This is a genomic window from Alcaligenes sp. GW821-FHT11D07 (genome assembly GCF_058808495.1).
Window position 1 is genome coordinate 688,199 of record NZ_JBXART010000001.1, and the last position, 21,587, is coordinate 709,785.

The 21,587-nt window shown below is 57.0% G+C and carries 21 protein-coding genes and 1 tRNA gene; 9 read left to right on the top strand and 13 right to left on the bottom strand.

Annotated features, from left to right (window positions below; genetic code table 11):
• Positions 1-77 precede the first annotated feature (77 nt).
• A complete protein-coding gene (locus AC1RSM_RS03125; protein ID WP_492929394.1) occupies positions 78-944 on the top strand; it encodes a pirin family protein in 867 nt (288 codons plus the stop codon).
• On the opposite strand, the gene AC1RSM_RS03130 is transcribed toward AC1RSM_RS03125, so the two are convergent.
• Complete coding sequence (locus tag AC1RSM_RS03130) at positions 922-2,334, bottom strand: MFS transporter (protein ID WP_492929396.1); 1,413 nt, start codon at positions 2,332-2,334, stop codon at positions 922-924. The two genes, AC1RSM_RS03125 and AC1RSM_RS03130, sit on opposite strands and share 23 nt — an antisense overlap.
• A gap of 66 nt (positions 2,335-2,400) precedes the next feature.
• Between AC1RSM_RS03130 and AC1RSM_RS03135 the strand changes: the two genes are divergently transcribed.
• Positions 2,401-2,838 carry a helix-turn-helix domain-containing protein gene (locus AC1RSM_RS03135; protein ID WP_492929398.1) on the top strand — a complete coding sequence of 146 codons (438 nt, stop codon included), beginning with the start codon at positions 2,401-2,403 and terminating at the stop codon, positions 2,836-2,838.
• A gap of 305 nt (positions 2,839-3,143) precedes the next feature.
• On the opposite strand, the gene AC1RSM_RS03140 is transcribed toward AC1RSM_RS03135, so the two are convergent.
• The 3 genes from AC1RSM_RS03140 to AC1RSM_RS03150 all read right to left on the bottom strand — a co-directional run bounded on the left by AC1RSM_RS03140 (position 3,144) and on the right by AC1RSM_RS03150 (position 4,863).
• On the bottom strand, positions 3,144-3,851 hold the full coding sequence (locus AC1RSM_RS03140; RefSeq protein ID WP_492929400.1) for a glutathione binding-like protein: 708 nt from the start codon (positions 3,849-3,851) through the stop codon (positions 3,144-3,146).
• 112 nt (positions 3,852-3,963) lie between these two features.
• Complete coding sequence (locus tag AC1RSM_RS03145) at positions 3,964-4,188, bottom strand: DUF3820 family protein (RefSeq protein WP_492929402.1); 225 nt, start codon at positions 4,186-4,188, stop codon at positions 3,964-3,966.
• 12 nt (positions 4,189-4,200) lie between these two features.
• Positions 4,201-4,863, bottom strand: a complete 663-nt coding sequence (locus tag AC1RSM_RS03150; RefSeq protein ID WP_492929404.1) for a dienelactone hydrolase family protein — start codon at positions 4,861-4,863, stop codon at positions 4,201-4,203.
• Between the two features lie 145 nt (positions 4,864-5,008).
• Here AC1RSM_RS03150 and AC1RSM_RS03155 point away from each other — a divergent pair, with 145 nt between their 5' ends.
• The gene (locus AC1RSM_RS03155) at positions 5,009-5,251 is read left to right on the top strand and encodes a hypothetical protein (protein ID WP_492929406.1); all 243 of its coding nucleotides are present in this window, start codon (positions 5,009-5,011) and stop codon (positions 5,249-5,251) included.
• A gap of 113 nt (positions 5,252-5,364) precedes the next feature.
• On the opposite strand, the gene AC1RSM_RS03160 is transcribed toward AC1RSM_RS03155, so the two are convergent.
• From AC1RSM_RS03160 to AC1RSM_RS03185, 6 genes are all read right to left on the bottom strand, one after another.
• Positions 5,365-5,907 carry a GNAT family N-acetyltransferase gene (locus AC1RSM_RS03160; protein ID WP_492929408.1) on the bottom strand — a complete coding sequence of 181 codons (543 nt, stop codon included), beginning with the start codon at positions 5,905-5,907 and terminating at the stop codon, positions 5,365-5,367.
• Positions 5,908-6,223: 316 nt separating this feature from the next.
• Complete coding sequence (locus tag AC1RSM_RS03165) at positions 6,224-7,354, bottom strand: TIGR03364 family FAD-dependent oxidoreductase (RefSeq protein ID WP_492929410.1); 1,131 nt, start codon at positions 7,352-7,354, stop codon at positions 6,224-6,226.
• Complete coding sequence (locus AC1RSM_RS03170; protein WP_492929412.1) at positions 7,354-8,373, bottom strand: putative 2-aminoethylphosphonate ABC transporter substrate-binding protein; 1,020 nt, start codon at positions 8,371-8,373, stop codon at positions 7,354-7,356. Before AC1RSM_RS03170 ends, AC1RSM_RS03165 begins: the two co-directional genes overlap by 1 nt.
• A 37-nt stretch (positions 8,374-8,410) precedes the next feature.
• Positions 8,411-9,277, bottom strand: a complete 867-nt coding sequence (gene phnX, locus AC1RSM_RS03175) for a phosphonoacetaldehyde hydrolase (RefSeq protein WP_492929414.1) — start codon at positions 9,275-9,277, stop codon at positions 8,411-8,413.
• Positions 9,278-9,287: 10 nt separating this feature from the next.
• The gene (locus AC1RSM_RS03180) at positions 9,288-10,991 is read right to left on the bottom strand and encodes a putative 2-aminoethylphosphonate ABC transporter permease subunit (protein ID WP_492931429.1); all 1,704 of its coding nucleotides are present in this window, start codon (positions 10,989-10,991) and stop codon (positions 9,288-9,290) included.
• A gap of 88 nt (positions 10,992-11,079) precedes the next feature.
• Entirely contained in the window at positions 11,080-12,156 is a 1,077-nt protein-coding gene (locus AC1RSM_RS03185) for a putative 2-aminoethylphosphonate ABC transporter ATP-binding protein (protein ID WP_492929416.1), read from the bottom strand.
• A gap of 140 nt (positions 12,157-12,296) precedes the next feature.
• On the opposite strand from AC1RSM_RS03185, the gene AC1RSM_RS03190 reads away from it, so the two are divergent.
• Positions 12,297-13,172 (top strand): LysR substrate-binding domain-containing protein, encoded by an 876-nt coding sequence (locus AC1RSM_RS03190; RefSeq protein ID WP_492931431.1) that lies wholly within the window; start codon positions 12,297-12,299, stop codon positions 13,170-13,172.
• Positions 13,173-13,178: 6 nt separating this feature from the next.
• Here AC1RSM_RS03190 and AC1RSM_RS03195 read toward each other — a convergent pair whose 3' ends face one another.
• The gene (locus tag AC1RSM_RS03195) at positions 13,179-15,203 is read right to left on the bottom strand and encodes a DUF4139 domain-containing protein (RefSeq protein ID WP_492929418.1); all 2,025 of its coding nucleotides are present in this window, start codon (positions 15,201-15,203) and stop codon (positions 13,179-13,181) included.
• Between the two features lie 233 nt (positions 15,204-15,436).
• Between AC1RSM_RS03195 and AC1RSM_RS03200 the strand changes: the two genes are divergently transcribed.
• The 3 genes from AC1RSM_RS03200 to AC1RSM_RS03210 all read left to right on the top strand — a co-directional run bounded on the left by AC1RSM_RS03200 (position 15,437) and on the right by AC1RSM_RS03210 (position 19,368).
• Entirely contained in the window at positions 15,437-16,117 is a 681-nt protein-coding gene (locus AC1RSM_RS03200; RefSeq protein ID WP_492929420.1) for a prepilin peptidase, read from the top strand.
• A gap of 199 nt (positions 16,118-16,316) precedes the next feature.
• A complete protein-coding gene (gene goxA / locus AC1RSM_RS03205; RefSeq protein WP_492929422.1) occupies positions 16,317-18,287 on the top strand; it encodes a CTQ-dependent glycine oxidase GoxA in 1,971 nt (656 codons plus the stop codon).
• 10 nt (positions 18,288-18,297) lie between these two features.
• The gene (locus AC1RSM_RS03210; RefSeq protein ID WP_492929424.1) at positions 18,298-19,368 is read left to right on the top strand and encodes an NAD(P)/FAD-dependent oxidoreductase; all 1,071 of its coding nucleotides are present in this window, start codon (positions 18,298-18,300) and stop codon (positions 19,366-19,368) included.
• Positions 19,369-19,535: 167 nt separating this feature from the next.
• Here the strand turns inward: AC1RSM_RS03210 and AC1RSM_RS03215 are convergent.
• Positions 19,536-19,620 (bottom strand) — tRNA-Leu (locus AC1RSM_RS03215).
• Positions 19,621-19,789: 169 nt separating this feature from the next.
• Between AC1RSM_RS03215 and AC1RSM_RS03220 the strand changes: the two genes are divergently transcribed.
• Positions 19,790-20,362: a PadR family transcriptional regulator gene (locus AC1RSM_RS03220; RefSeq protein ID WP_492929426.1), complete on the top strand. Its 573-nt coding sequence runs from the start codon at positions 19,790-19,792 to the stop codon at positions 20,360-20,362.
• A gap of 2 nt (positions 20,363-20,364) precedes the next feature.
• Entirely contained in the window at positions 20,365-21,165 is an 801-nt protein-coding gene (locus AC1RSM_RS03225) for a siderophore-interacting protein (protein WP_492929428.1), read from the top strand.
• Here the strand turns inward: AC1RSM_RS03225 and AC1RSM_RS03230 are convergent.
• Positions 21,162-21,506, bottom strand: a complete 345-nt coding sequence (locus AC1RSM_RS03230) for a hypothetical protein (protein WP_492929430.1) — start codon at positions 21,504-21,506, stop codon at positions 21,162-21,164. The genes AC1RSM_RS03225 and AC1RSM_RS03230 overlap by 4 nt on opposite strands.
• Positions 21,507-21,587 lie beyond the last annotated feature (81 nt).

The following is a 21,587-nucleotide window of genomic DNA, read 5'->3' on the forward strand; positions in this document are numbered from 1 at the left end:
AGGCTTGGGCGAAGCAATCAGGGACCAGAGTATAGTAATCGGGATTGTATTTTTGCGACTTCCCAGTAGAGGTGTCTATGGTCGAGCTGCTTATTCCACAACGTCAACACAGCATTGGTGCGTTTGAAGTGGGGCGCGTTTTGCCCTTTCGCCAACGACGCATGGTGGGGCCTTTTATATTCTTTGACCGTATGGGTCCGCAAGAGCTGACGGCCCCGGTGGGTACTGAGAATGACGTGCTGCCACATCCGCATATCGGCCTGTCCACGGTGACCTATTTGTTTGAAGGTGCCATGACACACCGCGACAGCCTGGGCGTGGAGCAAGCGATTACACCGGGGGCTTTGAACTGGATGACGGCGGGTTCCGGCATCAGCCATTCAGAGCGCTTTGAGCCCATGCGCAACACAGGCGGTCGTATGGATGGTATCCAGGCCTGGGTCGCCTTGCCCGAGCATAAAGAAGAACAAGAGCCGGACTTTGCCCATTACGAGGCCGAGCACTTGCCCTTGATTCAGGACACCGGCTTGGAAGGGCGCCTGATTGCGGGTTCGGCCTTGGGCTTGTGCAGTCCGGCCAGTGTGAACTCGCCCTTGTTCTACATGGAGTTGCGAGTGCAAGCCGGGCAGTCCGTGCCTTTGCCGACAGGCCACGAAGAGCGGGCCATCTACGTCTGTGCGGGTGGGCTGGAAATTGGCAGTCAGCGTTATCCAGCGGGGCAAATGCTGGTGTTCGCCAAAGGGGATAGCCCACGCATTGTGGCCGATCACGATAGCCATTTGATGCTGCTGGGCGGGGAGCCTTTAGGGCCACGCCATATCTGGTGGAACTTCGTGTCCTCGCGCAAGGATCGCATTGAGCAGGCCAAAGATGATTGGCTGAATGGCCGTATTAGCCTGCCGCCTATGGATGATGAGCAGTTCATTCCTTTGCCAGCAATTTAAGGCCTGATTTGCGGTATCCCCACACAGCCAAGATTATGGCCAGCGCACAAAGAGCGGCTGTCAGCAAAAAAGTGAGTGAGAAGGCGTGGCTAATGGCCTGTGGGGTGCTATCGATTAGTGTTCGCGCTGGCAACCACGATGCGAACAGCAGCGGTATCAGGGAGGCACCAGTCATGAATCCCAGATTGCGTGACAGGCCCAGCAGACCGGAGAGCAGGCCCTTTTCCTCTTGTGACGCCGCGAGCATGACCTTGGTATTGTTCGCCGCCATAAAGAGCTGAAAGCCGGGGGTGATCAACAGTAGGGCCATCACATAGCCCGTCGCGTGGATAAAGTTCGGCAGGGTGGAGAAAGCGATCAGGCCGATGGTGGACAGGATCAAGCCAGCCAGCAGGGTTTTGGATGTGCCGAAACGGTCCGTAAGCCGCCCAGCAGGCACGCCAGATAGCGCAGCTGCCAAGGGGCCGGTTGCCATGACCAGGCCGGTGTGAGCTGCACTCAGCCCTAGCCCCAAAGACAGGAAAAAAGGGCCGACTACCAAGGTGGCCATCATGATGGTGCCTACAAGCACATTCATGCTGAGTGCGGTTGCCACATTTCGCTTGTACAGCACGCTCACAGGGATCAATGGATAAGCGGCGACTCGTTCCACTTGTATAAAGATCCCGCCCGTCATGGCGCTCAAGATCAGCAGCATCCATGGCTGGATACCTAATCCAGTTTTATTGCCGGTCGCAGCCAGAGCAAAGCTAAGCAAACTTATTGATAAACACAGGCTGCCTGGCCAGTCCATGCGTGCAGGCGTTAATTTTGGGGTGACGGAGCCGGGTAGGTGGGTGACGGCAAAGGCCAGCAAGATCAGGCCACACACGGCCAAGACGGCAAAGGCGGCGGGCCAGCCGAAGGTGCCAATCACAAGACCACCTAAAGACGGGCCCAGTGCGGTGCCTATGGCAGACATAGTGCCCAGCAGCCCCATGACACGGCCCAGACGCTCTTTGGCAAGCAGCTCTTTGGCCATGGCCATGGGGATCGACATCAGGATAGCGGCGGCCAGACCTTGAACGGCACGGGCGGCAATCAAGTAGTCCAGTGTTGGGGCCAGTGCGCATGCAACAGAGGCCAGCGTGAAAAGAGAGAGGCCAGCTATCAACACTCGACGGCTACCGTAAAGATCTCCCAGACGTCCTGCTTGGACGATAGTGGCGGTGACACTTAGCAGATAAGCCAGAACAATCCATTGCAGTGTTTGCATCTGCGCTGAGAAAGCCTGGGCCAAGCTGGGCAGGGCCACAGTGGCAATGCTGACACCCAGAGAAGCCAACAGGATGGAACCGGCCAAGGTGGCTTGCACCCACCTGCTACCGCTGGCTTGGGGCTGTTTTTTCATGGTGATTGACTGGAAACAAGTGGGCGATGGCTTACTATGCAACTTCAAGTCAACTTGAGGTCAAGCATGAAACTGATCGATATTGGCGTGCTGTCCAAGACCAGCGGCGTCCCCACTTCCACACTTCGTTATTACGAAGAAGTAGGCTTGATCCAGTCTGTGGCTCGCCATGGTTTGCGCCGCCAATACAGCGACGACACACTCTTGCAGCTCTCGCTGATTTCCTTGGGCAAGACCGCCGGGTTTTCCTTGGAGCAGATCGGCAAGATGTTTGATAAAGATCGCCCCCCTGATTTGCCGCGTCCGTCTTTGCACCAGCGCGCTGATGAGTTGGACAAGCAAATACGACGGATGAAATCCTTGAGCTATTTGCTGCGCCATGTTGCGGATTGCCCCGAGCCATCCCATTTGGATTGTGATCGCTTTCGGAAACTGTTGCGTCTGGCGTTCCCGCCTGTATCTCCGGCAGAGAAGGAACCGCCTCCTGCCACGCTACATGAGTAGCTCAGATGCTTGATTTAGCCCCGGGTGTCCGGAGCACAAAAAAAGGCCCTGGAAAGTCTCCAGGGCCCATAAGGGCTTGCGCGTCACGGCTGGTGGATTTGCCTATATCTGCTGCAAGAGCAGACTGGTTTTTTGTATGACGGCAAGCCAGCTTAAGCGGCGGTGAACCGCTTATGCAGGATGTTTAGGGGACCAATTGTACGGATACGGGCAAGCGCAAGTAAACAAGACCAGTTTGCTAGCAGGGCTATTGCTAGTCGTGGTGCCTAGGCTAGCTGTGGGCTCCATCAATTGTCCCCTGTGCCTTAGTCGCGTGCGGGGATTTGCAGGCCGCGTTGCACTGCGGGCCGGGCCTGAAACGCTTGCAGAACGCGGGCGATATTCTTGAACTGATCGTATTCCACCAGTTCACGCGCACCATAAAACCCGATCAGGTTTGCGATCCAGGGGAACAAGGCAATGTCGGCGATCGAGTAGGTGTTGCCTACCATCCAGTCCTTGCCTTCCAGGTGCTTGTCGATCACGCCCAGCAGACGTTTGGACTCATTGACGTAGCGATCACGGGGGCGTTTGTCCTCGTAGTCTTTACCGGCAAATTTGTGGAAAAAGCCCAACTGGCCAAACATGGGGCCTACGCCGCCCATTTGGAACATCAGCCATTGCAAGGTCTCGTAGCGCTGTGCCGGGTCAGTGGACAGCAAATGGCCGGTTTTTTCGGCCAGGTAGATCAGAATTGCACCGGACTCGAACAGGGCCAGGGGCTGATTGCCGGGACCGTTCGGGTCCAGAATCGCCGGGATTTTGTTGTTGCTGCTCAGGGAAATGAATTCCGGGCTGAGCTGGTCATTGCGCTCGAAGCTGACCAGATGGGGCTCGTAGGGCAGGCCCACCTCTTCCAGGAAGATGGAGACCTTGACGCCGTTGGGCGTAGGCAGGGAATACAGCTGCAGGCGCTCAGGGTGTTGAGCCGGCCATTTGCTGGTGATGGGAAATGCAGAAAGCGTGTTAGTCATGACGTCCTTCACAATGGGGTGTAGAGGAAGCCTTGATAGTAGCAAGCTGTACGGTGACAAACCAAGGCAGCCAAGTGCCCAGTAAGGTATTAGTGAGTGCGCAGGTGCTGATTCAGAATCGCCGCGGGCGCAGCGGATCCAGCAAGGACTTCAAGCCGTTGTGATCCAGCTCATGCGCCAAGGCAAGCAATTGGCCCAGCCGCCCGGAAGGAAAGCCTTCACGGGCAAACCAGTTCAGATAATGCCCCGGCAGGTCGGCCAGTAGCCGACCTTTGTATTTGCCATACGGCATGGGGGTGTTGAGCAGGGCAAGCAGATCGTCGCTGGATTCAAGCATGGGTGGTTGGGCTTAACGCAGGTGTTCGGCAAAGAAGACCAGTGTACGTTCTTGAGCCAGTTTGTAGGAGTCCGGGTGAAAGTCAGGACGCTGATCGCAGCCAAAACCGTGCCCGGCCGGTTCGTACACGTAGATTTCCACCTCTTTTTGGGCTTCTTGAATAGTCTGGATGGCGCTGGGCGGGATGGAGTGATCCTGCGCCCCAAAGTGCATCTGCACCGGGATCTTGGGAGTTTCCTGGGCATGCTGGGCGATTTGCGAACCATACCAGCAACTGGCGGCTTTCAGGCCCTGCAGGCGGCAGGCGGCTAACCAACTGAGCGATCCGCCCCAGCAGTAACCCACAATTGCGATCTTGCGGTTCCCCAGGGCCTCTATGCAGGCCTGAATGTCCATTAAGGTTTTTTCTACAGGAATGGCACCGCGCAAGGCCAGCCCGGCTTGTACATCCTCGCTGGTGTAGCCCAACTGTACATTCTTTTCCTGGCGGTCAAACAAGGCCGGGGACAGGACCCGGTAGCCTTGCTCGGCAAAGCGATCGCTCATGTTGCGAATATGTTGATTGACGCCAAAAATCTCCTGGAGCACGATCAGGCCGCGTTCGGCCTGTTCATCGCCCACGGCATAGGCCTCAAAAGAGTGCTGGTCTGCGCTGCTCAGGGTAAGGGTGCTCATTGTGGTCCTTTAGCCGTAAAACAATAATTCTCTCTTATAACAGCCGCCAAGGCTGGGAGGCCAGCCCCAGTACGTTTACAATCCCCCCATAGCTGCGGGCGCCTGGGTCGCCCGCCCAAGCTTTCCCTACTTGGATGGAATGATGATGCGTGACGTGCTAATGGACAGTTTGTTCTGGACGATTGTGATGCCCTGGTTTTTATTTTTGGGGCTGTTTCTTGTTCCCAAGCAGCCTTCCTGGCTGCGAAGCTATGCCTTTCCGGGCGTATTTATTGCGGTAGGGCTGGGCTTGATTGCCGCTGTGGCAACCGGCGTGGGTGTATTCAGTGTGGTTCTGGGCTTGATCGCTTTTGGCGTGTGCTACGAACGTCCCAAGGCCCGTGTCTGAGTGCTCCCAGACGGCTTGCAAAAAAACCATCGCTGCGCAACGCTGACGATGGTTTTTTTTATGCGGATGCGGCCTGGCGGGAGGGGGGGCGCTACCTAAGACGTCAACCGCTTTTAACCGTCCGCCGGTTGGGCGGGCGTATCCAGCAGCAGCAAGTAAAACGCCACATCCAGCCATCGGCCAAATTTGAATCCGACTTCCTTGAACGTGCCCGAATGGCTGAAGCCCAAGCTTTTGTGTAGATGAATGCTGCCTTGGTTGCTAGCATCCACACAGCCTACCAGTGCATGTACGTTCGCCTGCCGAGCGCGAATGATCAGTTCCGACATCAGTATTTTGCCCAGCCCTTTGCCACGATGCTCATGGTGCACATACACACTGTGTTCCATCGTGTATTTGTAGGCAGGAAAGGCCCGGAAGCTGCCCCAGCTGGCAAAGCCCATCAACGTGCCTGCATCGTTGACAACACCCACCACGGGAAAGCCGTTGGCGCGTTTGGTGGCAAACCAGTTCACCATGGCTTCGGGCGGGCGCGGTACATAGTCGTACAGGGCAGTGGAATTGACGATGGCCTCGTTCAGGATCTCTAAAATCGCGGTGGCATGGTGTTCTTCGGTGCAGTCTATAAAGCGCATTCCGCTATCACTGTCTGTCATGAATCCTGTCCTGGTGTGGGGGTAAGCAAGCACTCCCTCGCTTTATAGCGACCAGCACGGCCTTGTATCGCTGGATCACTAGCCTGTTCATAGAGCGAGATTGCTGCGTATTTTATTCCACTACAGGGAGTTTTTTGTAGAGCATTGTCAATATCGGGCGAGGAGTCCGTCAGGAAAATCCATGCTCAGCCTGCCCAGTGCCGTGGCTGCCGTATAAAGCAGAACGCGCAGCTTGGGGCCGCGCGTTTTGCTTTGGTTTTTGCCAGTGTCAAGGCTAGCTTGCTGCTAAGCCGGTCTGTTCAAGCCTGTAGCCTGATCAATCATAACGGGCAGCGATATTGCGCTCGCCAATGGCCAAGCCTGTCGTCATTCCCAGACCGGTGTGCATGACCGTGACTTGCGTGCTGCCATCGGCTTGCAGAACAGAAAAAGGCCCAGGGCCTTTGGCACCGTAGACACCTTGCCAGCGTTGCAGTACCTGCACGGGGCATCCCAAGACGGTTTGCGCCAGATCCAGCATAAGCCCGTCAGTCTCTTCTTGATTGAAGGGGCTGGCTTGCTGGCCGTAATCGTGCGAGTCACCGATGATCAGATCCCCGTCCGGTGTTGGGCTGATCAGCAGATGGATACCCTGATCCAGCAGTACGCCATGGCGTTGCTGTACTTGCTCGCGCAGCGCCTCGGCCAGTGGCAGGTCGCTGAATGCGCCGTAGTGCAAGCAGGACAGACCGGTCAACAAAGGACGATCCAGCGCCCAGCCAGCGTCTTTGGCCCTTACTTTCAGCATCTGCAGGCGAGTAACGGAAGGCTTGACGGTGTCCAGCAGCTCGCGATGCAGACTGCTGTAATCGTGTCCGGGGCAAACGAAAATACTGTTGGCCGTGAAATTGCCCACGCTGCTGTGCACCTGACCTTCTTGTGCGTAGTGCACATGGGCCTGGGTGTAGACATCCACGCCCATGGCTTGCAAGCGGCTGGTGATGGCGGGCAGGGCGTCACGCGAATAGATCTGTAGGTCGTCAAAACCTTGCAGTGCGCCGTGGTGATGAGCCAGACGGCCATCAAACAAGCCAGCCAGCTCTTTACCGCTTAGCATCTGGCAGGCCACACCCTCATCCTTGGCGCGGCCTTGGGCGAAGTCTTCCAGCAGCGCCAGTTCCAGATGATTGCGTGCCAAAACCAGCGAGCCATTGCTGCGTACGTGGAAACCGGCTTGCTCAGCCAGCTCTAGCCACAGACCACGGCTTTGGCGGGCCAATTCCATCATGATTCCCGGCGCCTGGCCGGTGATCAGAACCTGTCCAAAATTACGAATGGTGGCGCCTTGGGCCTGGTAGCTGCGCTCAAGCACAGCAACGCTCAGCTTGCGGCGGGCAGCCGCCCAGGCATGTGCCATGCCCAGGATGCCGCCCCCCACCACGATGACATCGTAGTGTTGTGTATTCATTACTTCTTGGCTTCCGATTTACCGTCGTAACGTTTGGTCCACTCTTCGATGATGCGCTCGCGGTTTTCAGCCGCCCACACGAAGTTGTTTTCGATCAGGCGCTGGTTCAAGTCCGCAGGCAGGTGCGGGTTGGCCGTGGCAATAGAGGGGATGGCCAGTACGGCGAAGTTGGTTTTGTACAAGTGGTTGGCTGCTTCGCTGGCGGAGAAGTCAGCCAGCTTTTGCGCGGCTTCCACGTTCTTGGTGCCTTTCATGATGCCAGTGGCTTCAATTTCCCAGCCCAGGCCTTCTTTGGGGAACACCAGTTCCAGTGGGGCACCGTCTTCTTTCAGGCGAGCACCACGATAGTCAAAGGACACGCCAATCGCGTATTCGCCTGCAGCAGCCATATTGCAAGGCTTGGAGCCGGAGTGGGTGTAGGCACCAATGTTCTTGTGCAGGCCATCCATGAAGGCCCAGCCCTTGTCTTCACCGAACAGTTGCAGCCAGGCGCTCACGTCCAGAAAGCCCGTGCCGGAGGAGGCAGGGTTAGGCATCACGATCTTGCCTGCGTATTCAGGCTTGGTCAGATCTTCCCAGGAGGTGGGCATGGGCAGCTTGTTCTTTTCCATCTCCACCGTATTCACGCACAGCGCGGCGGCATAGCCGTTCATGCCAACCCAGCTCGGTGGGTTGTTCTGATCGCGCATTTTGGCGTCGATTTTTTCCAGACCTTTCGGGCTGTAAGGCTGCAGCATATCCTGGGCAGCCATCAAACCCAGAGAGGAACCGGCCAGACCCCAGATCGCGTCTGCTTTCGGGTTGTTCTTTTCGGCCAGCAACTTGGCGGTGATGATGCCGGTGGAGTCGCGCACCCACTGGATCTTGATGTCGGGATTCTCTTTCTCAAAAGCAGCCTGGTAGGCTTTGAGCTGATCGGCTTCCAGCGCGGTGTACACGGTCAGGGTCGTGGCAGCTTGTGCCAGGGAAGCGGCGCCCATCAAAGCGGCAGCCAAGGAGCTCAGAACAATGGTTTTCATGGAGAAGTGTCCTTGTGTCAGCAAAAGGGGAGTGGGGTTAGAGAGAGTCACTGGGAAATTCACCCTGCGCCATGCGTTCGGTGATTTGTTCAATCACGGCGGGTAGCTGGGCAATGGTGTCAATCAGGTAGTGGGGCTGGGCATGGGCAAACGTTGCGGCAGCACGTTCGCGCAGGGCATGGAGCTCTGGTTCATCCAGAGCCAGAAACTCATGTTCAGTCAGACCGGCGGCGTTGCCCGACAGCAGCAAACCCACCGTCCACATGCCTGCGTTACGGCCTTCGTCGATGCCTACCGGGGTGTCATCGATCTTGACGCAGGCCCCCACATTCTTGATTTCCAGGCGAATGACGTTTTCCAGGGCCATGGCTGGCCAAGGGCGCGCTTGCGGGACTTCGTCAAAGGCGACGTGGTAGTCCACAAACACCTGTTGTTGGTGGGCGTGTTGCAGCAGGTTGTCCAGTACCAGACGTGGGTAGCCGGAGCAGGAGCCTATCTTCAAGCCTTGGCGACGTGCCCAGGACAAGGTTTCACGGGCACCGGGAATGGCAGCGGAGAACTCGCCCACACGTTCGTTTTGCAGGGGCAAAAAGGTGTTGTAGATACGGTCTACATCGCTGTCATCGGGTTCACGGTCATGCAGCGCCGTAAATTGCGCGTGGACCTCTGGCAGCTCCAGCATGGCCTTGATGTGGTCCCATTTGCCGATACCCATCGCACTGCGGGCTTGTTCCAGATTCAATGTCAGATCAAAACACTTGAAGGCTTCGACCAAAATTTGGGTGGGGGCAAAGGAGCCAAAATCCACCAGCGTGCCGGCCCAGTCAAAAATCAGGGCTTCAAGGCGGGGAGCTTGGGAAGCGGACTTATCAAGCTGCGTATTGGCGCAAGTTACGGATGACATTGCGGTCCTATCAGGTTGGAGAAAGAGGAGAGGGGGAGCGCCAGGCCTGGCTGCGGCGCAGGGCCGCACGGCTCAGTACATGAACCAGCAGGCAGACAAAGCCGGAGCTGAGCATGATCAAGGTGCACATGGCAGCAGCCGGGCCGATAAAGCCGGCATCATCCATGTTCATGACGGCGACGGACGCCAGCACCGTCTGTGGGCTGTATAAAAAGACCACCGCCGATACCGTGGTCATGGCTGAGACGAACAGATAGCGCGACACTGACAAGAGTGCTGGCAGGCACAACGGCACCGTTACCCCCATCAAGGTAGACAGGCGGGGCGCCTTCAGCGAGGCTGCTGCCGCTTCCAGTTCCGCCGGAATGGCCTTCAGTGCGGTCACAAAGTTCAGGTGAGCGCTGGTGTACAAGTGAATGACGGTACACAGCACCAGCAGGCTCATGGAGCCGTACAGGCCGGACAAGGGGTTGTTGGGATGATTGAAAAAGAAGATGTAACCCAGGCCCAGCACCAGTCCGGGAATGGCCATGGGGGCCAAAGCCAGCATTTGCAGCACGCCGTATAGTCCGCGTTCAGTTTGGCCACGGGCTGGCAGCTTTTCCAGCACCCAGGCACCCAGGAAAATCAGGGCTGATCCCAGAATGGCAGTAAACAAGGCCATCGTCAGACTGTTGCGCCAGGCCAGCCAGCCGCCGCCGTCCATATTGTCAAAGTCATAAGACTTCAGGGACAGGCTCAGGTTGTAGGGCCAGAACTTGATCAAGGAGGCCCAGACAGCCATGCCCACAATCGTCAGAATCGCCAGGGAAACCAGCAGCATGACCAGGGTGAAGTAACGGTCACGTTGGCGGTGTGGCAAGGGCGAATAGGCACTGAGTGAGCCTTGCGCTTGTCCGCTGGCACGGGCACGTAGATGACGATCCAGAAAGAAGGTCAACACAGCGGGGATCAAGAGCAGCACACCGATAGCCGCGCCTTTAGAGAACTGCAACTGACCAACCACGGCTTTGTACGCCTCCATGGCCAGCACGTTGTAGGACCCGCCAACGACTTTGGGGACACCGAAGTCGGTCACGGTCAGCGTAAAGACCAGGCAAGCGGCGGAGAACACGGCGTAGCGGCTGGCGGGCAGCGTGACCGTCAGGAAGCGACGCCAGGAATTAGCACCCATGGCTCGGGCGGCATCGTAAAGGCGGGCGTCCGCCAGGGCCAGTCCGGTGCTCAGAATCATCAGGGCGTGGGGGAAGGTATAGAAGGCTTCGCCCAGCACAATCCCCCAAAAACCGTAAATCGATTCCCCGCCCAGCCAGCTGCGCAGCACGCCTTGATTGCCAAACAGGTAAATCAGGGACAAGCCAGGCATCAGCGACGGGGCCAGCAAAGGCAGCAAACCCAGAGCACGAAACAGGCCAGCACCGCGTATGCAGCAGCGCTGCAAGGCAAAGGCAAAAGCATAAGCAGCAGGGATGACGATAATCAGCGTGCTGATACCGACCAGCACACTGCGACCCACCATCGCCATAAAACCGGGGGCGCTGATAATGGCCCAGAACTGGCCCAGTCCCACTAATTGCCCGTCGCCGTCCTGAATGGCACGCAGCAAAATGAAGATCATAGGCAGCGCCAGAAACAGAATCAGCAGCGCGAACAGGGCAATCAATAAGGCACGTCTTGCGGCTGAACCGATCCAGGCTGGCAAAACAGGGCGGATCAACGGGTGATTTACGCTGGCTTCAGCAACCGGCAAACCATACAGGCTGGTGTTGCCCAAAGCAGCAGCGCCAGGCTGGGGGCTGGTATCAGTGGTGTGCATGCAGCGCCTCGCTGGGAAGCTGGATACGGCAGCGGCGAGCGGCCAGCGGCGCCAGTAAACGGTCGCCCTGCTCGGGGTTGACGATGGCCTGAATGGTTAAGCCGTTCATGCCCTCGGGGCGCAGAATCAGCTTGTAGTGACGGCCCAGAAAAACGCCGTCCACAATGTCGGCCAGGAAGGTGTTCGAGGTACTGATGGGGCTGCTATTGTCCAGCACCCGGATATTTTCGGGTCGGATGAACAGGCGCCCGGCGGTGGTGGGGGCTTCGTGGTTCAAGTCCAGCCGTACTCGTTCGACCTGAACCGCGCAGTCCTGCATGGGGGTGTAGGGTAGCCAGTTGGCCTCCCCAATAAAACCCGCCACAAAGGGATCAGCCGGTTCACGGTACAGGGCCTGGGGGCGATCAAACTGCACCAGGCGGCCTTTTTCCATCACGGCAATCCGGTCCGCCATGACCATGGCTTCTTCCTGGTCGTGCGTCACCATCAAGGTGGTGATAGAGAGCTGTTTTTGCAGTGCGCGCAGTTCAATGCGCAAGCGTTCGCGCACCTGGGCATCCAGGGCCGACATGGGTTCGTCCAGCAAAAGCAGGGAGGGCGAAGGGGCCAGTGCGCGAGCCAGCGCCACCCGTTGTTGTTGACCACCTGAAAGCTGGGCAGGGTATTTGTTTTCTGAACCGGACAGGCCCACCAGATCCAGCATTTCCGATACGCGCTGAAGAACCTGAGCCGCCAGATTCTTGCGTGGCGACAGGCCGTAGGCGATGTTCTGGGCAACCGTCAGATTGGGAAACAGAGCGTAGGATTGGAACAGAATGCCGTAGTCGCGCTGCTGAGGCGGCAGGTGGGTAATATCCCGGCCTGCCATCACGATAATGCCTTGATCGGCCTGCTGTAGCCCGGCAATGCAGCGCAGCAAGGTCGTTTTGCCGCAGCCCGAAGGGCCCAGCAAACACACCAGTTCACCAGCCTGTATGTCCAGGCTGACCTGGTCCAAGGCTGTAAAGGAGCCGAACTGCTTGTGCAGTCCTTGTATGGTTAAAAATGCAGGCTTGGCGCTCATCCCGGAATTCCGACTTGTCATGAATGTCATGAACGTCAGTATGGGAGGCGTATATGGCGGCCCTATGACAGTACAACTAATTTCTGTAATACGAGCATCGGATAATTTGGGCTTTGAGTCTTCCCAAGGAGAGCGGCAGCATGCTGGCTCTGGAACTAAAGTCCTTTCATGCCACCGCTCATTGTGGCTCTATTACCAAGGCCGCCCAGCAACTGGGCATCAGCCAACCCACCGTGACCTCGCACCTGCGGCAGTTGGAAACCCGTTACGGCGTGGAGCTGTTTTACCGGCAGGGCAAAGGGGTCTATTTAAGTCAGCAGGGCGAGCGCCTGTTGCCGCAGGTAGAGCAATTGATGCAGCAGGCGGCTCAGATTGATTTCAGCCTGCGTGACCTGCGGGATTTGAAAAGCGGCTTGCTGCGCGTAGGGGCGACCGGGCCGTATTACATCATGGCCGTGTTACGGCATTTCCATCAGGCTTACCCCGGCGTAAAAATGCGTTTGAGCATTGATAACTCCCAGCGGGTCTTAAGTGCTTTACATGATTATCAGTTGGATGTGATTGCGTCCTCGGCGCTAGTTGATGATCCGCGCCTGGTGCGCTTGCTATTGGCGTCGGACCCTTTGGTGGCCGTACTGCGGGTGGATCATCCCTTGGCGAATCGGCAGCGGGTGCGCATTGTGGAGTTGTGCCGCTATCCCATCTTGATGCGCGAATCAGGCTCCATGACACGAGAACTGTGCCATCAGGTGTTTCGTCAGGCCGGGCAGGAGCCCACGCAGTTATTGGAAATTGGCAGTCGGGAAGCGATAGGCTGGGCCATTGCATGTGGCTTGGGGGCCAGCTTATTGCCCTTGCGCGAAGTGCCCGCGCACCCGGACATCATCAGCCTGCCTTTAAGCGATGTGTCGGCTCATTTAAGCGAGTTTGTGTACTGCTTAAAAGAACGCGCGCAAGGCCATGCCATACGCGCGTTTTTGGAGCAGGTGCAGGCAGAGCTGCCCGCACCGGTTTAGGACGATTTAGCCCAGTTCAGCCAGGGCCTTTTCAAAGGCTTCGCGGGCTTGTTGTACTCGTGCTCGCTGTTCCTGAACGACTTTGCGCTGGCTGGCAATCTGGTCTTCCTGCTGGGCCAGTTGCTCGCTAAAGCGTTCTCCCAAGCTGCTTTGGGCGCTGACGGCCGACAGGTTGGCGCGGATGCGCTCTTGTTCAGCCACGATGTCATTCAAGCCTGCCTGAGCCTCGTTCTGAGCTTGCTGGGCCTGGCTTAGCTGGCGGCGCAGATCAATCAGCTTGTCCATTTTGGCTTGTTGCGCCTTGTCATCGCCATTCCCACGCCACTGCAGCAGCATGTTCTCGTCGATGTCTTCCAGACGCAATTCCACATGGTCTTGCAGGCTTAGTTGAGCTGTGACAGTAACCGTCTTGCCTTTGGCGACTTTCACTTTCAAACGATGTTCCTGGGCGGTGTCGCTGTCATGGGCATCGGACTTGAGCGTCCAGCCATCCTGGCGGGGCAGTTGGATCAGGACGGTACGGTCCTCGTCGCTAGGGGCTTTGATTTCATAGCGGTAGTTCTGGATACGAGTCCATTCCGAACGCGCTACCCCATCGCTAACCCGCGTTTTGCTCAAACGATACTCTTCAGTCTGCTCTTCGCGAATCTGTACTTTGCTGTCCTGCGCGAAGTAGATCAGGCGTTGTTCGCCAGCCGGTAAACCTGCCAGTTCGGCATCGCCTACATGGCCATCTTTCTGATTGAAAACTGTGATGATGCCTGGAGGCAGGCTGGAAGCTTGCTCATTGTTCACCCAGATAGCCGCTGTGGGATGGTCGCCGCCTTGGCCACTGCGATAAACGGACAGGGACTCTGCTTTCAAAGAGGTATCAATGAAGGGGACGGAGACTGTTTGGCCTGTCGGCACGCTTAATGTCTGGGGCAGGCTGAAACGTACTTGAGTCAGACCTTCCTGAACCTGGGTGCTGGAGCCGGAACCGGCCGGGGCCCATTGGGGTTCGGCCTGGCTGTCAGCCATATAGCCAGCTGCGATAGCGGCAGACGGGGCAGGGGCCATGCGCATCTGCATGGCCTCGTTGTTGACTCTGCGGGCCTGTTTGGCTTGCAAGGTGGACTGCGTATCGGCCTGCGGTGCCATCGAACTGCCAACGGCCACTGGCAATTCAGGGCGCTCATTCCAGTAACGCTCCAGCAAGCGCTGGCGCAGCATGACCGGGGAACCTGAGCTCAGGGTGACTTTTACATCTTTCCAGTCTTCCCCGCTGGTGTTTTCAAAAATGGCCCATGCCTGCAAACGGGCTTTGCCATCTTCCATCATCAGACGGTAAGAGCTTTTCCAGACCGGAGCTGGAATCAGATAGGACAGGCGAGCGGTCTGGCTGTCTGTTTTGTTCAGAAGCAGCTGGATATCACGGGCTTGCTGATTGCTTTGGCCAGCCAGCACGGCGGTGGCTTGCTGCAACTGCTTCTGCAAGGTTTCGTCCAGTATTTCCAGACTGGTATCCGCACCCAGTTCCAGAGTCTGAACCTGGCCTTGTTCATTGAGCACGCTCAGGATGGATTGAGCCGGGCGTTCGTTGGTAGCTGCTGTGGTCTGTACTCCCAGCACCGCACCGCGTACCAGACGACCTTGCGAGCTGGCGCTGACTTGCTGACCGCGCAGCACTTGAGCCAAAGCGGCTGGAGAGCGCAAATCCTTGGCCGCGAAGGGCAGGCTGTCGAAACCTTCTTTCAACGGGGCCAGACCCGAGAGCGTCATCGATTCAATGCGGCTTTTGCCATCAATGGCCATCAGGGTTTTAAGAATGTCATCTACTTGCGTCAGCGGGACGCGCAGTTGGGCGCTACCGTTCTCACCGACGGGAATTTGGCGCTCGATTTCAGCCATACCGGCGCTGGATAAGGTAATGGCCTCGATCTGCTGGGCCCAGGCCGTATTTGCCGCAGCGCCCATCCAGACCAAGAGCAACGCACCGGTCAAAGAGCGTAGGCGAGGAGTACGCGCAGCGTGTGGCAAAAAGTCGTTCATAAAGCTTCCTTATTCATCCGTATGCGAAACAAAGGGTTGAGCGCATTATGCCTAGCCTTGCGAGCCTCTGTCTGTGATTCGGGTAACAAAAAAATGCCGATATCGGGTTTCAGCAGAGCAGGAGCAAAAAATGCTTACGTCATCAAAACTGCGCAGAGCTCTGCTAGGATTTGGGCAGCGTTCTGCTTGGGCTAAGCGGGAGCGCGGCCGTTCAACCCAAGTGAAGGATCAATATGATGTGGACGTCGTGGGGCAACGCCTGGGCCGGGATGGGGCTTGCTCTGGTGCTGGCCCTGGTTTTTTTCTGGCCTGCCGGGCGCTTGTCTTGGGACTTGCCGGTAGAGCTGGACCCGGATCTGAGCGAGCGTTCGCGTACGGCGTATCGTCAGTGGGGTTGGCTGTGTCAGGGGCTGGCCCTAGTGTTGATGCTGTGGGCAGGGTGGCGCTGGCAATTGACGCCCGCCACCTTGGCGGCTTGTGTGTTTATAGCCGGGACGGCCTTGCTGGCCTGGATTGATGCGGACACGGGCTACTTGCCTGATCGTCTGACCTTGCCTTTGTTGTGGCTGGGTTTGCTGGTGAATCTGGACCATACTTTCAGCCGCTTGCCCTTGGCCGTTCTGGGGGCGGCGCTTGGCTACGGCATCCTGTGGCTCTTGAATTATATTTTTTTGCGCATCACCGGGCGTGCAGGTATGGGTTATGGCGACTTCAAATTATTGGCTGCATTGGGGGCTTGGCTGGGAGTAGCAGCCTTGCCCGGAATTTTGCTTCTTGCCTCTGCACTAGGTTTATTAGTTGCTTTGGCCTTGCGTTTTAGTGGGCGCTTACAAGCTGGGCAGGCGCTTCATTTTGGGCCCTATCTGGTACTGGGCGGCTGGTTGATGTTATTTGCTCTACCCGGCAGTTTGTAAAAAAATGTCTCAGATTTTCAACAATTTTAAAAAAATTTAACTGCGATTTTTTCCCTGCTGTCATAGTGGCAAAAAGCAGAAAAGCTGATTGGGGAAGGGCCTGTTTCTTCCCGCTCAGCGCGAAATAATTCTGTTTGTAGCTACCATTTCTACGCGCACCGATACGCCGACTCCATAGCGGCGATCGAAGGGGACCATCATGAAACGTCGCGATTTTCTGTTCAGTGCCGCTGCGGTCAGCCTGAGCTCACCCATCTGGTTTAAATCGGCCATCTCGCCTTTGCAGGCGCAGGAACTGGCTCCCAAAGGAGCCAAGATTCACAAGGTGGCCATCTTTCCGGCTATTGGTTTTTCCAGAGTAGGCAATGCCACAGAATGGTTTGCTGCACCTGAAGTCCCTGGGCTGATGGCTGAGCCCAAAGGTGGCTTCAAAGATGCGCAGGGCCGTCTTAAAAAACAGGTGCAGCGCTTTCGTCTGTACGGCTACGACGAGCAAGGCCGTGTTGTGCGCGAACTGGATGCTTCCTTCAAACCGAATTGGACAGTACACGTCGCCAACACCAAGGCAGCCTGGTATGGCTTTGTGAATGCGATGGACCGGGGAGACGCCGCACCGGGGGTGCCGGGGGGGCAGCGCAATGCCTTCATCGGCGGAAACAAGCGGGCAGAGATGCTGGTGATCGACCCCGGCCCGCTTGCAATTGGCGGTGTGGCGGTCAACGCCGAGGGGACGGACGCGGCCTATCGTCTGCAAGGGCGGTTCTGGCAAAGTCTGGATGTGTCCCTGGGGCATTTACGCACGGACGATCAAGGGCGTTTGCTGGTATTTCCTGCTGATGGGGTATCGCGTACCGCTATCGAACAAAACCCCGTGCGGGACTTCACCAATAATGATGGCTGGCATGACGATTGGTGCGACGGCTGGGTAAAGGCGACGGTTCAGATCGATGGGCAGAAAGTGGAGTGTGAGCCTGCGTGGATTGTGTCTTGTGGTCCGAAGTTCGCACCGCAGATGGAACCGGTAGTCACTCTATATGATGCCGCGCGCGAAGCCATGATTGCCTTGGGCCAGTTGTCTGAACCGGGTGACAAAGTTTCTTTCCGACGTGATGTGCTACCTATTTTGCGTCGTAGTGGGCAGATGCAGTGGGTTGCCAGCGCGGTATTTTTAGGCTCGGCCTGGCAACATGTGGGGGACTTGTCCGATCCGGAAACCTTGGCAGCCTTGGCGGAGCCCGGCACGCAGACGCGTGATCAACGGCAACGCGTATTCAAGGCCTTCCGGCGGCCCGGCGGTGATGATCTGCGCTCCGATGCCTTGCCTTTGATGCTGGGCGATGGCGTGAACTATCCCGACAGTCCGCATTCCTGGCTGACACTGACAGATGCGCAATACAAGACGCTCAGTCTGTGGGCAGACGGTCAGTTCGAGAATGACTATCAGGATGCACAGATGGACTCTTACCAGGTGCTGGAGGATATCCCCTTGGCCCTGCAACCGGAGGCCCTGACCCGTGCAGCTTTGGATGCTTGTTCGGGTGGCGCTTTTCATCCGGGCGTGGAAATTACTTGGCCGATCCGCCATCCAGAACTGTTTCAGGGCAAAGACCAAACCCGTTTACCCTTCCGCCTGGCCCTGTCAAAACGGCCTGGATTGATTCAGGACATGGGCTATCAGCTCAACCCGGTCAATGTATTTAAGGGCAATCCGAATCTGACCGGGCAGGGCGCGCCCATTGGCCCACAAGCGCCGGGAGACTTGACGCGCTGGATGGGAGTGCCTTGGCAGGGCGATGCCTTTAGCTGCCAGGCGGTCCAAACGGCAGACGGTTTTCCCACGCCGATCTGGTGGCCTGCACTCTTGCCGGTGGATGTCCTGCCAGAGGCGTTTTACAAACAGTTGATGCGTGAAGACCTGAGTGTGGAAGAGCGCTTGCGTTACTACCACTCCCGTGTGCCCTGGGCGCGAGGCGCAGCAGGCATCGGTTTGCATGTGGAAGCGGGCTATACCGATGGCTTGCGTCGCATGATCGAGCTTTGGACTCGGATGGGAGTCGTGGTAAAACGTCCGGGGCCAGCGGGTCTGGCGGGAGTTCCGCCCCAGCTGTATGTAGAGGTACAGCGCGGTTCTATGGATATTGTTCCGCTTACAAAGCAGGCGGGAACCTGAGGATGAAGGCATGATTATTGTTGTTGGCGCCGGCGTGGCGGGTTTAGCGGCGGCGCGTCGCCTGAGTATGCAAGGTCAGAAAGTGACGTTGGTGGCTCCGCAAGAGCCGCAGCCTTCTTTTGGCGAAACCTTGTCCGAACGCGGGGCCTTGGTATTGACCAGCCTGGGTTGGGCCACTTGTCTGACCGAGAAGGTAGCGCTGCGTTCGCAAGGGCGTTTTTCGGTATGGGGTGGTGAAGGCTTGCGTACCGTGCAGGATGAAGACGGGCAGGGCTATTTGCTGGATAAGGCGCATCTGGAGCAAGAGCTGCTGGAACGCGTGCAAAAAGAAGGCATTCCGGTTTTGAACACCCGTATCTTGAGTCTGGAGCACACGCCCGAGGGGGTACTTGCGCAACTGGCGGACGGCAGCAGCCTGGAAGGTAGTGCCCTTATTGACTGTACGGGGCGTGCGGCCTTGTCGGCAGGTGCTGCCGCCGAGCGTCGTCGCCTGGACAGGCTGGTGGCAGCCTGGCAGGTATTTGATTTGCCCGAAGGGGCCGAACCTTTGGCTGCTTCTCTGATCGAAGCCGTAGAGTTGGGCTGGTGGTATTTGTCGCCCATGCCGGGCCATCGTTTGATGGTGGCCTTGTTCTCAGATTCGGATTTATTGCCAGATGGTTTAAGCCGTGATGGCACGGTGTGGGCCGGTTTGCTGAGCTGCGCCGATGCGGCGCGCGTCCGTATGGAAAGCCTGGGTCTGGAAAGTCAGATGGCAGACCACAGCCCTAAAGTGAGTGCCGCGGCTAGCTGCATGGTGTCCTACTTTGTGGAGGGCCGGATCTTGCGTGCAGGAGACGCCGGTGCGGCGATGGACCCCTTGGCCGCTAATGGTCTGGCAACAGCGTTGTGGAGCGGATCGCAAGCGGCCCAAGCTGCCGTCGCCCTGATCCAAGGCAATCCGGAGCCCGCTCGTAACTATGAAAAAGACTATTTGATGGGTTTGTTAGGCCATTTGAATGCTCAGCATGCCTTGTATGGCATGGAGCAGCGATTCAAGGCCCAGCCTTTCTGGCAACGTCGTCATCGGCCTTTGGACTGATAGAGGCGGGTAGGGCAGGCTGTGGCTGCAAAAACCGGAACTGGAGCTATCTCCGTTCCGGTTTTTTTTGTCTGGTTTTTCAGTGCAAGGTGTTTAAACACCTTAGTTTCCAGACGCGGAAAACAAAAAACCGACCATCTTTCGATGATCGGTTTTTTGAGGAATTTTGGTGCCCAGAAGAGGACTCGAACCTCCACACCCGAAGGCACATGGACCTGAACCATGCGCGTCTACCAATTCCGCCACCTGGGCTTTGAGATCCGGGCTGACGCCCGACTCAAGCATTAAATTATAGAGGAAAACCGCTTGAAAATGCAAGCACTCTATAACTCTTTATTTTAATTTCAATTTCTAGTTGATTGTCATTCTCATTCTCATTATCATTAGAATGTGTCGAGTGATATAGCATAAGAGTGTGAACATGAAATTCAACACAATGGATGTCGAGCGCATGCTGCTGGATATGGGTCAGGGTAGAAAGTACTCGGCCCGTGCCATGCAGCTCATGCTGATGGTTCTGCTCAAAGAGGGCAGTACTCACGGTTATCAACTGATCCGCCGTTTCGCGCAACTTAGCCAAAACAGCTATGTGCCCAGCGCCGGTGCGGTCTATCCAGCATTGGCCTATTGCGCGGCCCAAGGCTGGGTTTTGATTGAGGAAGAAGGGCGTCGCAAGATGTACAGCCTGACCCAGGAAGGTCGCGAGTATCTGGAAGGTCAGCAAGAAAAATGTGATTACCTCTTGCAGTCGCTCACCTACCGAGGACGCAAGCTGGTGTGGATACGGCAGATGTTGGCCGAGCACAGCAGTGACGAGGATTTGAAGGCCGCCCAAGATCAAACGGGCTGGCTGCCGGAATTTGTCCAGATCCGCCACACCTTGAAACAGGCCATGTTTGAACAATCAACGGCCAGCCTGGAGCGCCAGGCTGAGGTAGTGGCAATCTTGGAAAATGCCATTGCCGAAATACGAAATTTGCCTAAGGAGGCTTAAGAATGCAGTCTGAACAATTAACGCAAAAAGTTGCTCATACCTTGAAATTGCGTCTGCTGACCGTCAAGAAACGACGTGAGTTAGGCCCCGATATGGTGCGCATCACACTGGCAGGCTCGGATCTGGATGGTTTTTACACGCCCGGATTTGATGATCACGTCAAACTGATTTTCCCGGACCCTGTAAGCAAGGAACTGCGTCTGCCCCAGATGGGCGAGCGTGGCATGTCCTTTGGCGCGGGTCAGGAAAAACCACCAATTCGTGACTACACCCCACGCGAATATCGTGAGCAAGAACAAGAGATGGATATCGACTTTGTTTTGCATGGTGAAGGCCCGGCGTGCCAATGGGCCATGCAGGCTAAAGAAGGGGACAAGCTGGGCGTGGCCGGTCCACGCGGCTCTTTCCTGGTCAGCAAAGATCTGGATTGGCAAATTCTGATTGGTGACGAAACGGCCGTTCCCGCCATGGCTCGTCGCGTGCATGAGCTGCCCGCTACCGTTAAGGTGCAGGTGTATGTGCTGGCGCGTAGCTTGCTGACAGTAGGCACGATGGAGACGCCGGATCACGTTACGGTTAACTGGATTCCCTCTCTGGCCGGAGTGGATGGCGTGCTGGATGCATTGCGCGCAGCGCCTGAGCTTAGCGGCACGGGCTATGTCTGGGTGGCGGCGGAATATGCCGTCGCGCAAACACTGCGTGAGTACTGGATACAGGAACGCGGCCTGGACAAAGGGGCCATCCGGGCCAGCAGCTACTGGCGTATGGGCGATAAAGGCGAAGAAGCGCCGCGTCTGGACTAAGCGGCTTGTTGCTGCGGGTAAGGCTGGGCGCGCAAGCGTCCACCTACTTGCAGTACAGGTTCCAGGTCGGTGTCCAGCACGGTATCGGGGCGGCCTAAACGATGCTCGTCAATCAAACGGGCAATGGCATCCATATTCAACAGCAAGGTGCTGTCAATATTGTGTTGGAAGCGGGCCCAATAACCACCTCGGCAGCTGGAGCCCAGCCAACGGGGCTCATAGTCACCGACCGTATCAGCGTGCAACTCGCATACAACAGCTAGCCGGGAACAATCCGGGCGCAAGACAATGCGGTAGCTGTGCTGATCCAGAGTCAGGTGGTAGTAAAACGCAGTAGACATAAAACGCTCCTGTTTAGCTCTTGGAACCAGGTTCCGGGTGAGCAAGTTGGATTAAAGGACCCTTGGATGCCGGGTAGAGCA

What these genes read in the sequence shown, in the direction of transcription:
- AC1RSM_RS03125 (WP_492929394.1), top strand. Translation starts at nt 78, where the DNA reads ATGGTCGAGCTGCTTATTCCACAACGTCAACACAGCATTGGTGCGTTT.
- AC1RSM_RS03130 (WP_492929396.1), bottom strand. Translation starts at nt 2,334, where the DNA reads ATGAAAAAACAGCCCCAAGCCAGCGGTAGCAGGTGGGTGCAAGCCACC.
- AC1RSM_RS03135 (WP_492929398.1), top strand. Translation starts at nt 2,401, where the DNA reads ATGAAACTGATCGATATTGGCGTGCTGTCCAAGACCAGCGGCGTCCCC.
- AC1RSM_RS03140 (WP_492929400.1), bottom strand. Translation starts at nt 3,851, where the DNA reads ATGACTAACACGCTTTCTGCATTTCCCATCACCAGCAAATGGCCGGCT.
- AC1RSM_RS03145 (WP_492929402.1), bottom strand. Translation starts at nt 4,188, where the DNA reads ATGCTTGAATCCAGCGACGATCTGCTTGCCCTGCTCAACACCCCCATG.
- AC1RSM_RS03150 (WP_492929404.1), bottom strand. Translation starts at nt 4,863, where the DNA reads ATGAGCACCCTTACCCTGAGCAGCGCAGACCAGCACTCTTTTGAGGCC.
- AC1RSM_RS03155 (WP_492929406.1), top strand. Translation starts at nt 5,009, where the DNA reads ATGCGTGACGTGCTAATGGACAGTTTGTTCTGGACGATTGTGATGCCC.
- AC1RSM_RS03160 (WP_492929408.1), bottom strand. Translation starts at nt 5,907, where the DNA reads ATGACAGACAGTGATAGCGGAATGCGCTTTATAGACTGCACCGAAGAA.
- AC1RSM_RS03165 (WP_492929410.1), bottom strand. Translation starts at nt 7,354, where the DNA reads ATGAATACACAACACTACGATGTCATCGTGGTGGGGGGCGGCATCCTG.
- AC1RSM_RS03170 (WP_492929412.1), bottom strand. Translation starts at nt 8,373, where the DNA reads ATGAAAACCATTGTTCTGAGCTCCTTGGCTGCCGCTTTGATGGGCGCC.
- phnX (WP_492929414.1), bottom strand. Translation starts at nt 9,277, where the DNA reads ATGTCATCCGTAACTTGCGCCAATACGCAGCTTGATAAGTCCGCTTCC.
- AC1RSM_RS03185 (WP_492929416.1), bottom strand. Translation starts at nt 12,156, where the DNA reads ATGAGCGCCAAGCCTGCATTTTTAACCATACAAGGACTGCACAAGCAG.
- AC1RSM_RS03190 (WP_492931431.1), top strand. Translation starts at nt 12,297, where the DNA reads ATGCTGGCTCTGGAACTAAAGTCCTTTCATGCCACCGCTCATTGTGGC.
- AC1RSM_RS03195 (WP_492929418.1), bottom strand. Translation starts at nt 15,203, where the DNA reads ATGAACGACTTTTTGCCACACGCTGCGCGTACTCCTCGCCTACGCTCT.
- AC1RSM_RS03200 (WP_492929420.1), top strand. Translation starts at nt 15,437, where the DNA reads ATGATGTGGACGTCGTGGGGCAACGCCTGGGCCGGGATGGGGCTTGCT.
- goxA (WP_492929422.1), top strand. Translation starts at nt 16,317, where the DNA reads ATGAAACGTCGCGATTTTCTGTTCAGTGCCGCTGCGGTCAGCCTGAGC.
- AC1RSM_RS03210 (WP_492929424.1), top strand. Translation starts at nt 18,298, where the DNA reads ATGATTATTGTTGTTGGCGCCGGCGTGGCGGGTTTAGCGGCGGCGCGT.
- AC1RSM_RS03220 (WP_492929426.1), top strand. Translation starts at nt 19,790, where the DNA reads ATGAAATTCAACACAATGGATGTCGAGCGCATGCTGCTGGATATGGGT.
- AC1RSM_RS03225 (WP_492929428.1), top strand. Translation starts at nt 20,365, where the DNA reads ATGCAGTCTGAACAATTAACGCAAAAAGTTGCTCATACCTTGAAATTG.
- AC1RSM_RS03230 (WP_492929430.1), bottom strand. Translation starts at nt 21,506, where the DNA reads ATGTCTACTGCGTTTTACTACCACCTGACTCTGGATCAGCACAGCTAC.